Source organism: Photobacterium atrarenae (assembly GCF_024380015.1).
GTDB classification, from domain to species: domain Bacteria; phylum Pseudomonadota; class Gammaproteobacteria; order Enterobacterales; family Vibrionaceae; genus Photobacterium; species Photobacterium atrarenae.
Map to the genome: position 1 here is coordinate 3,267,391 of NZ_CP101508.1, position 13,309 is coordinate 3,280,699.

The following is a 13,309-nucleotide window of genomic DNA, read 5'->3' on the forward strand; positions in this document are numbered from 1 at the left end:
TGGGTGTTGTATGGTTAAGCCGCACGGGCAATTAGTACAGGTTAGCTCAACGCCTCACAGCGCTTACACACCCTGCCTATCAACGTCGTAGTCTACGACAACCCTTCAGAAGGCTTGAAGCCTTGGGGATGACTCATCTTGAGGCTCGCTTCCCGCTTAGATGCTTTCAGCGGTTATCGATTCCGAACTTAGCTACCGGGCAATGCGTCTGGCGACACAACCCGAACACCAGCGGTTCGTCCACTCCGGTCCTCTCGTACTAGGAGCAGCCCCTCTCAATCATCCAACGCCCACGGCAGATAGGGACCGAACTGTCTCACGACGTTCTAAACCCAGCTCGCGTACCACTTTAAATGGCGAACAGCCATACCCTTGGGACCGACTTCAGCCCCAGGATGTGATGAGCCGACATCGAGGTGCCAAACACCGCCGTCGATATGAACTCTTGGGCGGTATCAGCCTGTTATCCCCGGAGTACCTTTTATCCGTTGAGCGATGGCCCTTCCATTCAGAACCACCGGATCACTATGACCTGCTTTCGCACCTGCTCGAACCGTCATTCTCGCAGTCAAGCGGGCTTATGCCATTGCACTAACCTCACGATGTCCGACCGTGATTAGCCCACCTTCGTGCTCCTCCGTTACGCTTTGGGAGGAGACCGCCCCAGTCAAACTACCCACCAGGCACTGTCCGCAACCCCGATAAGGGGCCGACGTTAGAACATCAACACTACAAGGGTGGTATTTCAAGGACGGCTCCACAGATACTGGCGTACCTGCTTCGAAGCCTCCCACCTATCCTACACATGTAGGGTCAATGTTCAGTGCCAAGCTGTAGTAAAGGTTCACGGGGTCTTTCCGTCTAGCCGCGGGTACACAGCATCTTCACTGCGATTTCAATTTCACTGAGTCTCGGGTGGAGACAGCGTGGCCATCATTACGCCATTCGTGCAGGTCGGAACTTACCCGACAAGGAATTTCGCTACCTTAGGACCGTTATAGTTACGGCCGCCGTTTACCGGGGCTTCGATCAAGAGCTTCTCCGAAGATAACCCCATCAATTAACCTTCCGGCACCGGGCAGGCGTCACACCGTATACGTCATCTTTCGATTTTGCACAGTGCTGTGTTTTTAATAAACAGTTGCAGCCACCTGGTATCTGCGACTGCCAGCAGCGCCAAGAGCAAGTCTCTTTACCGCCGGCAGCGTACCTTCTCCCGAAGTTACGGTACCATTTTGCCTAGTTCCTTCACCCGAGTTCTCTCAAGCGCCTTGGTATTCTCTACCCGACCACCTGTGTCGGTTTGGGGTACGATTCCTTGCTATCTGAAGCTTAGAGGCTTTTCCCGGAAGCATGGCATCAATGACTTCAGCACCGTAGTGCCTCGACATCAGGTCTCAGCCTTGTAATCCCGGATTTGCCTAAGATTACAGCCTACACCCTTGAACCTGGACAACCGTCGCCAGGCCCACCTAGCCTTCTCCGTCCCCCCATCGCAATAGCAAGAAGTACGGGAATATTAACCCGTTTCCCATCGACTACGCCTTTCGGCCTCGCCTTAGGGGTCGACTCACCCTGCCCCGATTAACGTTGGACAGGAACCCTTGGTCTTCCGGCGAGGAGGTTTTTCACCCCCTTTATCGTTACTCATGTCAGCATTCGCACTTCTGATACCTCCAGCAGCCCTTACAGGCCACCTTCAACGGCTTACAGAACGCTCCCCTACCCAATACATAAAATGCATTGCCGCAGCTTCGGTGTATCGCTTAGCCCCGTTAAATCTTCCGCGCAGGCCGACTCGACCAGTGAGCTATTACGCTTTCTTTAAATGATGGCTGCTTCTAAGCCAACATCCTGGCTGTCTGAGCCTTCCCACATCGTTTCCCACTTAGCGATAACTTTGGGACCTTAGCTGGCGGTCTGGGTTGTTTCCCTCTCCACGACGGACGTTAGCACCCGCCGTGTGTCTCCCGGATAGTACTTACTGGTATTCGGAGTTTGCAAAGGGTTGGTAAGTCGGGATGACCCCCTAGCCTTAACAGTGCTCTACCCCCAGTAGTATTCGTCCGAGGCGCTACCTAAATAGCTTTCGGGGAGAACCAGCTATCTCCAGGTTTGATTGGCCTTTCACCCCTAGCCACAAGTCATCCGCTAATTTTTCAACATTAGTCGGTTCGGTCCTCCAGTGCGTGTTACCGCACCTTCAACCTGCCCATGGCTAGATCACCTGGTTTCGGGTCTAATCCCAGCAACTGCACGCCCAGTTAAGACTCGGTTTCCCTACGGCTCCCCTATACGGTTAACCTTGCTACTGAAATTAAGTCGCTGACCCATTATACAAAAGGTACGCAGTCACACCCGAGGGTGCTCCTACTGCTTGTACGTACACGGTTTCAGGTTCTGTTTCACTCCCCTCACAGGGGTTCTTTTCGCCTTTCCCTCACGGTACTGGTTCACTATCGGTCAGTCAGGAGTATTTAGCCTTGGAGGATGGTCCCCCCATCTTCAGACAAGATAACACGTGTCCCGTCCTACTCGTTTTCACCTTAAATGCGTTGTCGGCTACGGGGCTATCACCCTGTCTCGCGGCACTTTCCAGAGCCTTCACCTGACGCATAAAAAGCTTAAGGGCTAATCCGGTTTCGCTCGCCGCTACTGCCGGAATCTCGGTTGATTTCTCTTCCTCGGGGTACTTAGATGTTTCAGTTCCCCCGGTTCGCCTCAATACGCTATGAATTCACGTATTGATAACTGCTGCTGCAGCTGGGTTTCCCCATTCGGAAATCGTAGACTCAAGTGGCTCTTACTGCCTCATCTACGCTTATCGCAAGTTAGTACGTCCTTCATCGCCTCTGACTGCCCAGGCATCCACCGTGTACGCTTAGTCACTTAACCATACAACCCCAAGGGGTCTGTATCGCAAACGACCAAGGTTTCCATCAATGACTTGACGGATTAGTTTGTTTTGCCGGACTCTTTGTCTGTCTTCACTTTGGAAAAGTGAAAGCAAACATACACAAGACACTTGAATGTGTGTTGCTTGAGAACTCGTTCCATCTTTCGATGAAACTTTAGTATTGAATGTCAAACATTCAATTTACTAGTCAGCTTTCCAGATTGTTAAAGAGCATGTGTTTATCTTTCGATATCCACTTTCTAATGACTTTCAGCCGGACGCGCAGGCGACAAAAAATCGGACTCAACAAAGTTAACCTTCATTGAATCTGCGATTCCGTGCAGAAAATAATTAGAAAGTGGTGGGCGATACCGGGCTCGAACCAGTGACCCCCTCCTTGTAAGGGAGGTGCTCTCCCAACTGAGCTAATCGCCCTCCGAGTTTTACATCTTCGAGGAGAAGATGGTGGGTCGTGCAGGATTCGAACCTGCGACCAATTGATTAAAAGTCAACTGCTCTACCAACTGAGCTAACGACCCGTGGCGTCCCATAGGGGAGTCGAACCCCTGTTACCGCCGTGAAAGGGCGGTGTCCTAGGCCTCTAGACGAATGGGACTTTGGTTTCTAAGTTTGGGCACTTAGAAAAACATGTTCTTTCTATTTCGACCAGGCAATCTGTGTGGACACTGCATTAAACAATACGTCATATCGTTAAGGAGGTGATCCAGCCCCAGGTTCCCCTAGGGCTACCTTGTTACGACTTCACCCCAGTCATGAACCACACCGTGGTAAACGCCCTCCCGAAGGTTAAGCTATCTACTTCTGGTGCAGCCCACTCCCATGGTGTGACGGGCGGTGTGTACAAGGCCCGGGAACGTATTCACCGTGGCATTCTGATCCACGATTACTAGCGATTCCGACTTCATGGAGTCGAGTTGCAGACTCCAATCCGGACTACGACGCACTTTTTGGGATTCGCTCACTATCGCTAGCTCGCCGCCCTCTGTATGCGCCATTGTAGCACGTGTGTAGCCCTACTCGTAAGGGCCATGATGACTTGACGTCGTCCCCACCTTCCTCCGGTTTATCACCGGCAGTCTCCCTGGAGTTCCCACCCGAAGTGCTGGCAAACAAGGATAAGGGTTGCGCTCGTTGCGGGACTTAACCCAACATTTCACAACACGAGCTGACGACAGCCATGCAGCACCTGTCTCAGAGTTCCCGAAGGCACCAAAGCATCTCTGCTAAGTTCTCTGGATGTCAAGAGTAGGTAAGGTTCTTCGCGTTGCATCGAATTAAACCACATGCTCCACCGCTTGTGCGGGCCCCCGTCAATTCATTTGAGTTTTAATCTTGCGACCGTACTCCCCAGGCGGTCTACTTAACGCGTTAGCTCCGAAAGCCAGAATTCAAGACCCCAGCCTCCAAGTAGACATCGTTTACGGCGTGGACTACCAGGGTATCTAATCCTGTTTGCTCCCCACGCTTTCGCATCTGAGCGTCAGTCTTTGTCCAGGGGGCCGCCTTCGCCACCGGTATTCCTTCAGATCTCTACGCATTTCACCGCTACACCTGAAATTCTACCCCCCTCTACAAGACTCTAGCCTGCCAGTTCCAAATGCGATTCCGAGGTTGAGCCCCGGGCTTTCACATCTGGCTTAACAAGCCGCCTGCATGCGCTTTACGCCCAGTAATTCCGATTAACGCTCGCACCCTCCGTATTACCGCGGCTGCTGGCACGGAGTTAGCCGGTGCTTCTTCTGTCGCTAACGTCAAACAACCAGGCTATTAACCTGGCCGCCTTCCTCACGACTGAAAGTGCTTTACAACCCGAAGGCCTTCTTCACACACGCGGCATGGCTGCATCAGGGTTTCCCCCATTGTGCAATATTCCCCACTGCTGCCTCCCGTAGGAGTCTGGACCGTGTCTCAGTTCCAGTGTGGCTGATCATCCTCTCAGACCAGCTAGAGATCGTCGCCTTGGTGAGCCGTTACCTCACCAACCAGCTAATCTCACCTGGGCTAATCCTGACGCGAGAGGCCCGAAGGTCCCCCTCTTTGCTCCGAAGAGATTATGCGGTATTAGCCATCGTTTCCAATGGTTATCCCCCACATCAGGGCATATTCCCAGGCATTACTCACCCGTCCGCCGCTCGCCGCCCTTAACGTTCCCCGAAGGTTCAGTTAAGTCGCTGCCGCTCGACTTGCATGTGTTAGGCCTGCCGCCAGCGTTCAATCTGAGCCATGATCAAACTCTTCAATTAAAGTTTTGTTGTTTCCGAAGAAACGGCTCAGTGATTACTGATAAATTGACTGTGCCGATACCTAAGTATCGATTTGGTCACTCAGTTCACTGATAAATCTTTTGACTATCATTCCACGAGTGCCCACACAGATTGCATGGTCAAATTGTTAAAGAACGTTGACTTTCAGTGCCTTGGCGATTTCCGCTTCAGCAAGTCAGGAGGCGTATAATACGCTTTTCTGATATCCAGTCAAGACAAAATTTTCATCTTTTTTCGCGGTTGGCGAAACAGTAAAAACCTTCTGTTGACGTCGCTCACATTGCAACCAGTCGGAGCGAAAGAAAAGCCCGCTGTATCCAGCGGGCTCTCTCAATTGGAAGCCTGGCGATGTCCTACTCTCACATGGGGAGGCCCCACACTACCATCGGCGCTGTTACGTTTCACTGCTGAGTTCGGCATGGGATCAGGTGGGTCCATAACGCTATGGTCGCCAAGCAAATTCTGTTTATCTTGCGCCTTCGGCGGAAGATACAATCTCGGAAAATCTGACCAGTATTCTCAAACACTCCATTCAAGTGCTTGCGGAGTCCGTACTTCGTAAACAAAACCCCTTGGGTGTTGTATGGTTAAGCCGCACGGGCAATTAGTACAGGTTAGCTCAACGCCTCACAGCGCTTACACACCCTGCCTATCAACGTCGTAGTCTACGACAACCCTTCAGAAGGCTTAAAGCCTTAGGGATGACTCATCTTGAGGCTCGCTTCCCGCTTAGATGCTTTCAGCGGTTATCGATTCCGAACTTAGCTACCGGGCAATGCGTCTGGCGACACAACCCGAACACCAGCGGTTCGTCCACTCCGGTCCTCTCGTACTAGGAGCAGCCCCTCTCAATCATCCAACGCCCACGGCAGATAGGGACCGAACTGTCTCACGACGTTCTAAACCCAGCTCGCGTACCACTTTAAATGGCGAACAGCCATACCCTTGGGACCGACTTCAGCCCCAGGATGTGATGAGCCGACATCGAGGTGCCAAACACCGCCGTCGATATGAACTCTTGGGCGGTATCAGCCTGTTATCCCCGGAGTACCTTTTATCCGTTGAGCGATGGCCCTTCCATTCAGAACCACCGGATCACTATGACCTGCTTTCGCACCTGCTCGAACCGTCATTCTCGCAGTCAAGCGGGCTTATGCCATTGCACTAACCTCACGATGTCCGACCGTGATTAGCCCACCTTCGTGCTCCTCCGTTACGCTTTGGGAGGAGACCGCCCCAGTCAAACTACCCACCAGGCACTGTCCGCAACCCCGATAAGGGGCCGACGTTAGAACATCAACACTACAAGGGTGGTATTTCAAGGACGGCTCCACAGATACTGGCGTACCTGCTTCGAAGCCTCCCACCTATCCTACACATGTAGGGTCAATGTTCAGTGCCAAGCTGTAGTAAAGGTTCACGGGGTCTTTCCGTCTAGCCGCGGGTACACAGCATCTTCACTGCGATTTCAATTTCACTGAGTCTCGGGTGGAGACAGCGTGGCCATCATTACGCCATTCGTGCAGGTCGGAACTTACCCGACAAGGAATTTCGCTACCTTAGGACCGTTATAGTTACGGCCGCCGTTTACCGGGGCTTCGATCAAGAGCTTCTCCGAAGATAACCCCATCAATTAACCTTCCGGCACCGGGCAGGCGTCACACCGTATACGTCATCTTTCGATTTTGCACAGTGCTGTGTTTTTAATAAACAGTTGCAGCCACCTGGTATCTGCGACTGCCAGCAGCGCCAAGAGCAAGTCTCTTTACCGCCGGCAGCGTACCTTCTCCCGAAGTTACGGTACCATTTTGCCTAGTTCCTTCACCCGAGTTCTCTCAAGCGCCTTGGTATTCTCTACCCGACCACCTGTGTCGGTTTGGGGTACGATTCCTTGCTATCTGAAGCTTAGAGGCTTTTCCCGGAAGCATGGCATCAATGACTTCACCGCCGTAGCGGCTCGACATCAGGTCTCAGCCTTCTTTTATAAAAAGAGCGTCTCGGATTTACCTAAGACACCAGCCTACACCCTTGAACCTGGACAACCGTCGCCAGGCCCACCTAGCCTTCTCCGTCCCCCCATCGCAATAGCAAGAAGTACGGGAATATTAACCCGTTTCCCATCGACTACGCCTTTCGGCCTCGCCTTAGGGGTCGACTCACCCTGCCCCGATTAACGTTGGACAGGAACCCTTGGTCTTCCGGCGAGGAGGTTTTTCACCCCCTTTATCGTTACTCATGTCAGCATTCGCACTTCTGATACCTCCAGCATGCCTTACAGCACACCTTCAACGGCTTACAGAACGCTCCCCTACCCAATACATAAAATGCATTGCCGCAGCTTCGGTGTATCGCTTAGCCCCGTTAAATCTTCCGCGCAGGCCGACTCGACCAGTGAGCTATTACGCTTTCTTTAAATGATGGCTGCTTCTAAGCCAACATCCTGGCTGTCTGAGCCTTCCCACATCGTTTCCCACTTAGCGATAACTTTGGGACCTTAGCTGGCGGTCTGGGTTGTTTCCCTCTCCACGACGGACGTTAGCACCCGCCGTGTGTCTCCCGGATAGTACTTACTGGTATTCGGAGTTTGCAAAGGGTTGGTAAGTCGGGATGACCCCCTAGCCTTAACAGTGCTCTACCCCCAGTAGTATTCGTCCGAGGCGCTACCTAAATAGCTTTCGGGGAGAACCAGCTATCTCCAGGTTTGATTGGCCTTTCACCCCTAGCCACAAGTCATCCGCTAATTTTTCAACATTAGTCGGTTCGGTCCTCCAGTGCGTGTTACCGCACCTTCAACCTGCCCATGGCTAGATCACCTGGTTTCGGGTCTAATCCCAGCAACTGCACGCCCAGTTAAGACTCGGTTTCCCTACGGCTCCCCTATACGGTTAACCTTGCTACTGAAATTAAGTCGCTGACCCATTATACAAAAGGTACGCAGTCACACCCGAGGGTGCTCCTACTGCTTGTACGTACACGGTTTCAGGTTCTGTTTCACTCCCCTCACAGGGGTTCTTTTCGCCTTTCCCTCACGGTACTGGTTCACTATCGGTCAGTCAGGAGTATTTAGCCTTGGAGGATGGTCCCCCCATCTTCAGACAAGATAACACGTGTCCCGTCCTACTCGTTTTCACTGATAAGGTGTTGTCGGTTACGGGGCTATCACCCTGTATCGCGGCACTTTCCAGAGCCTTCACCTGACACCAAACCAACTTAAGGGCTAATCCGGTTTCGCTCGCCGCTACTGCCGGAATCTCGGTTGATTTCTCTTCCTCGGGGTACTTAGATGTTTCAGTTCCCCCGGTTCGCCTCATTAAGCTATGAATTCACTTAATGATAACTGCTGCTGCAGCTGGGTTTCCCCATTCGGAAATCGTAGACTCAAGTGGCTCTTACTGCCTCATCTACGCTTATCGCAAGTTAGTACGTCCTTCATCGCCTCTGACTGCCCAGGCATCCACCGTGTACGCTTAGTCACTTAACCATACAACCCCAAGGGGTCTGTATCGCAAACGACCAAGGTTTCCATCAATGACTTGACGGATTAGTTTGTTTTGCCGGACTCTTTGTCTGTCTTCACTTTGAAAAGTGAAAGCAAACATACACAAGACACTTGAATGTGTGTTGCTTGAGAACTCGTTCCATCTTTCGATGAAACTTTAGTATTGAATGTCAAACATTCAATTTACTAGTCAGCTTTCCAGATTGTTAAAGAGCATGTGTTTCGTTATCTCCGCAGAGATACAAACCACTGTTTAAAGATTCTCAGGGAAAACCCTTAAAGAGTGGTGGAGCTAAGCAGGATCGAACTGCTGACCTCCTGCGTGCAAAGCAGGCGCTCTCCCAGCTGAGCTATAGCCCCAACGTTTCCGATGCCTCACCAGCTTCCCTTGGGCAGGAAGTGGTGGGTCTGAGTGGACTTGAACCACCGACCTCACCCTTATCAGGGGTGCGCTCTAACCACCTGAGCTACAGACCCAGCATCGTTTCGCTCTTTTACATTTTAACCAGGCAATCTGTGTGGACACTGCATCAAACAATGCGTCATATCGTTAAGGAGGTGATCCAGCCCCAGGTTCCCCTAGGGCTACCTTGTTACGACTTCACCCCAGTCATGAACCACACCGTGGTAAACGCCCTCCCGAAGGTTAAGCTATCTACTTCTGGTGCAGCCCACTCCCATGGTGTGACGGGCGGTGTGTACAAGGCCCGGGAACGTATTCACCGTGGCATTCTGATCCACGATTACTAGCGATTCCGACTTCATGGAGTCGAGTTGCAGACTCCAATCCGGACTACGACGCACTTTTTGGGATTCGCTCACTATCGCTAGCTCGCCGCCCTCTGTATGCGCCATTGTAGCACGTGTGTAGCCCTACTCGTAAGGGCCATGATGACTTGACGTCGTCCCCACCTTCCTCCGGTTTATCACCGGCAGTCTCCCTGGAGTTCCCACCCGAAGTGCTGGCAAACAAGGATAAGGGTTGCGCTCGTTGCGGGACTTAACCCAACATTTCACAACACGAGCTGACGACAGCCATGCAGCACCTGTCTCAGAGTTCCCGAAGGCACCAAAGCATCTCTGCTAAGTTCTCTGGATGTCAAGAGTAGGTAAGGTTCTTCGCGTTGCATCGAATTAAACCACATGCTCCACCGCTTGTGCGGGCCCCCGTCAATTCATTTGAGTTTTAATCTTGCGACCGTACTCCCCAGGCGGTCTACTTAACGCGTTAGCTCCGAAAGCCAGAATTCAAGACCCCAGCCTCCAAGTAGACATCGTTTACGGCGTGGACTACCAGGGTATCTAATCCTGTTTGCTCCCCACGCTTTCGCATCTGAGCGTCAGTCTTTGTCCAGGGGGCCGCCTTCGCCACCGGTATTCCTTCAGATCTCTACGCATTTCACCGCTACACCTGAAATTCTACCCCCCTCTACAAGACTCTAGCCTGCCAGTTCCAAATGCGATTCCGAGGTTGAGCCCCGGGCTTTCACATCTGGCTTAACAAGCCGCCTGCATGCGCTTTACGCCCAGTAATTCCGATTAACGCTCGCACCCTCCGTATTACCGCGGCTGCTGGCACGGAGTTAGCCGGTGCTTCTTCTGTCGCTAACGTCAAACAACCAGGCTATTAACCTGGCCGCCTTCCTCACGACTGAAAGTGCTTTACAACCCGAAGGCCTTCTTCACACACGCGGCATGGCTGCATCAGGGTTTCCCCCATTGTGCAATATTCCCCACTGCTGCCTCCCGTAGGAGTCTGGACCGTGTCTCAGTTCCAGTGTGGCTGATCATCCTCTCAGACCAGCTAGAGATCGTCGCCTTGGTGAGCCGTTACCTCACCAACCAGCTAATCTCACCTGGGCTAATCCTGACGCGAGAGGCCCGAAGGTCCCCCTCTTTGCTCCGAAGAGATTATGCGGTATTAGCCATCGTTTCCAATGGTTATCCCCCACATCAGGGCATATTCCCAGGCATTACTCACCCGTCCGCCGCTCGCCGCCCTTAACGTTCCCCGAAGGTTCAGTTAAGTCGCTGCCGCTCGACTTGCATGTGTTAGGCCTGCCGCCAGCGTTCAATCTGAGCCATGATCAAACTCTTCAATTAAAGTTTTGTTGTTTCCGAAGAAACGGCTCAGTGATTACTGATAAATTGACTGTGCCGATACCTAAGTATCGATTTGGTCACTCAGTTCACTGATAAATCTTTTGACTATCATTCCACGAGTGCCCACACAGATTGCATGGTCAAATTGTTAAAGAACAATTCCTCATTCGCTTTCGCTCTGAGGAGGTGCGCCATTCTAAGGATTCAAAGGGAAGTGTCAAACACTTTTTGAAACTTTATTTTTGAAGGCTTTCACCACTCCGACTCGCTGCTTGCTTTCTTATTTAAGAAGCCGCCTCCGTGTCGGTGAGGCGGCATTATAGAGACTTCCCAACACCTGACAAGTGTTTTTCTAAAAAAAATTACCACCCGGTCACTATTTCAACTAATTTGATCTAAACGCCTCTAATTTCAACATTAGAGGATCATCACACTCACTAACTAGTAATTACAACCTGATGAAAGTAATATCAATGTGACTCTGTTGTTAAAATAACCAATCACAGCCTTCCTTCAATAATGATTATGACGATGTAGTTTTTAATATGAAATTTTCCAAACAAACCATGATGGCCCTCGGGGCTATTGCCATTATCGGGGCACTCATCATTAGCATGCTTTCTTTCCCGCCTGCCTTTGCCTTTATTCTGGGCGTGATCGCTGCTACCGCTGCCCTACACTATCTACCGGAAATGCCGACTATCTCGACGAACGGCGAAGCACCGCAGGGGAGTAAAACGATCTATGTCGGTAACTTGCCTTATCGCGCCAATGAAAGTGAGGTGAAAAAGCTCTTTGCCGAATATGGCGAGGTCTTTGCCGTTCGCCTGATGAAAGATAAGCGAACCGGCAAACGGCGCGGATTTGGTTTTGTGGTCATGAACAGTAGTGATGCTGACACTGCGATCAGTCAGCTGAACAATAAAGAGTTCGGACAACGAACGCTGAAAGTCCGCGAAGCCAACGAACCTAAAAGCTCGGATAGTTAAGCGATTGAACCGCTCCCAGCTTCAGGGCTTCTAAACTATGATTCAGTGCCGCAGTATGAGGGTCTGCGGCACTGCTATAAGTAAAGTTGCATCGCAAGCCAGACTGCTCCCCAAATTCGACTTCCCCCAGCAAAGACTTCACCCGGTTCGCAATCGCCAATCCGGAGTCCACAATCTGTACCGGCGCACCAAACGCCTGCGCGATTTCAGCTTTGATTAATGGAAAATGCGTACACCCCAATACGATGCTATCTACCTTGCCCCGCCATGGCGCTAAGATCCCCGCTAACTCATCCAGGGAGACCGTTTGTCCTCTGAGTTTCTCTTCTGCCATTTCGACCAGTCGGGTCGAGCCAATCCGGTAAACCTCACAATCGCTGGCAAACTGAGATATCAGCTGATTGGTATAATCACGCTCGACCGTCGCCGGGGTCGCCAACAACCCCACCGCTTTTTGTTTACTGATCAATGCTGCTGGTTTAATCGCCGGCACTACCCCAACCACAGGGATAGACAGTTCAGCTCGCAGCGTCGGCAACACCACGGTACTAGCCGTGTTACAGGCAATGACGACCAGATCAATATAGTGGCGTTCAACCAACAGGGAAACAATGTGCCGGGTCCGTTCGATCAATACCGCTTCCGGTAATTCACCATAGGGAAAACCGGCATCATCGAAGGCATAGATATATTGAAGAGATGGAAGCTGGGTATAGATTTCCTGATAGACCGACAGCCCCCCGACCCCAGAGTCAAAAATAAGTACCCGTTTCACTGCTCACCACAAACCAGACATCATTTCAGGGTGCACATCATACTGCGTTCACGGCCAGATCAGAAATTTCATCCATCATCAGGACGAAAGTAGCTGGTACCTTTGATAGTGAAACCGGGATTGCCGTTCACGTGCCAACAAACGAAGCTTTAATTCCCCCCGGAAGCACGGCGCCTGCGTCACCAGGGTATGAAATTCTCCATTTTCACCACAAGGGTCGATTTGCACCGGTAACTGCGACAGAAATGCTGCGTTATACCACTGACCACAATACTTACCATCGAGCTGATGCGTATCAACCGTGGTGATCAAGGTCTGAATCCCGCTGGCCAATATTTCCTGTGCCAGCACTCGGCTGTCTTGCCCAAGCAAAGGAAACAGGCATTGCCAGCCAGCCGGCTCAATATAACTCCGCCGGTACTCAGCAATGCCATTGCAAAACATATCCCCGAACGCCACGGCGTCAATATCCAGACCGCTACTGCGTAGCCCTTCCACAACCCGCGACTGATAGACCGCATTAGGTGGAAAAGCTTCCGGCAGGGGGATCAGCACCAGCGGCAATCCGGTCAATGCAGCTTGCTGTTTGAGCACGTCAACCGGTGTGGCCTGAAACGGCACTTCATCTTCCAGGTAGGTGGTATATAACCCGACGACTTCAACCGCAGGATCGCGGAGCAATTTCATCAGAGTCAGCGTTGCGTCTTTCCCGGAAGACCAGCTGACGATCACTTTGGTTTTCATAAGCAATGTTGGATTTAA

At 51.6% G+C, this 13,309-nt stretch carries 3 protein-coding genes, 5 tRNA genes and 5 rRNA genes; 1 reads left to right on the forward strand and 12 read right to left on the reverse strand.

Going from position 1 to position 13,309, the window contains the following annotated elements; genetic code table 11:
• Positions 1–10: 10 nt before the first annotated feature.
• The 10 genes from NNL38_RS15215 to NNL38_RS15260 form a co-directional block, all read right to left on the reverse strand.
• Positions 11–2,895, reverse strand: a 23S ribosomal RNA gene (locus NNL38_RS15215).
• A 360-nt stretch (positions 2,896–3,255) separates the two neighbouring features.
• Positions 3,256–3,331 (reverse strand) — tRNA-Val (locus NNL38_RS15220).
• 28 nt (positions 3,332–3,359) lie between these two features.
• A tRNA-Lys gene (locus tag NNL38_RS15225) sits at positions 3,360–3,435 on the reverse strand.
• A gap of 1 nt (position 3,436) precedes the next feature.
• Positions 3,437–3,512 (reverse strand) — tRNA-Glu (locus NNL38_RS15230).
• Positions 3,513–3,608: 96 nt separating this feature from the next.
• Positions 3,609–5,160: ribosomal RNA gene (locus NNL38_RS15235) — 16S ribosomal RNA — on the reverse strand.
• A 361-nt stretch (positions 5,161–5,521) separates the two neighbouring features.
• Positions 5,522–5,637: ribosomal RNA gene (gene rrf / locus NNL38_RS15240) — 5S ribosomal RNA — on the reverse strand.
• 127 nt (positions 5,638–5,764) lie between these two features.
• A 23S ribosomal RNA gene (locus NNL38_RS15245) occupies positions 5,765–8,662 on the reverse strand.
• Positions 8,663–8,964: 302 nt separating this feature from the next.
• Positions 8,965–9,040, reverse strand: a tRNA-Ala gene (locus NNL38_RS15250).
• Positions 9,041–9,080: 40 nt separating this feature from the next.
• A tRNA-Ile gene (locus tag NNL38_RS15255) sits at positions 9,081–9,157 on the reverse strand.
• Positions 9,158–9,231: 74 nt separating this feature from the next.
• Positions 9,232–10,783: ribosomal RNA gene (locus tag NNL38_RS15260) — 16S ribosomal RNA — on the reverse strand.
• Together the 16S, 23S and 5S rRNA genes with 5 tRNA genes alongside form the textbook arrangement of a ribosomal RNA operon.
• Positions 10,784–11,328: 545 nt before the next feature.
• Here NNL38_RS15260 and NNL38_RS15265 point away from each other — a divergent pair.
• The gene (locus NNL38_RS15265) at positions 11,329–11,772 is read left to right on the forward strand and encodes an RNA recognition motif domain-containing protein (RefSeq protein ID WP_255388835.1); all 444 of its coding nucleotides are present in this window, start codon (positions 11,329–11,331) and stop codon (positions 11,770–11,772) included.
• On the opposite strand, the gene murI is transcribed toward NNL38_RS15265, so the two are convergent.
• Complete coding sequence (murI, locus tag NNL38_RS15270; RefSeq protein ID WP_255388836.1) at positions 11,753–12,547, reverse strand: glutamate racemase; 795 nt, start codon at positions 12,545–12,547, stop codon at positions 11,753–11,755. The genes NNL38_RS15265 and murI overlap by 20 nt on opposite strands.
• Positions 12,548–12,625: 78 nt before the next feature.
• The gene (locus NNL38_RS15275) at positions 12,626–13,291 is read right to left on the reverse strand and encodes an adenine nucleotide alpha hydrolase (RefSeq protein ID WP_255388837.1); all 666 of its coding nucleotides are present in this window, start codon (positions 13,289–13,291) and stop codon (positions 12,626–12,628) included.
• Between the last annotated feature and the right edge of the window lie 18 nt (positions 13,292–13,309).

Bases quoted from the DNA above. Each gene is read 5' to 3' on its own strand.
- NNL38_RS15265 (WP_255388835.1), top strand. From the start codon at position 11,329: ATGAAATTTTCCAAACAAACCATGATGGCCCTCGGGGCTATTGCCATT.
- NNL38_RS15275 (WP_255388837.1), bottom strand. From the start codon at position 13,291: ATGAAAACCAAAGTGATCGTCAGCTGGTCTTCCGGGAAAGACGCAACG.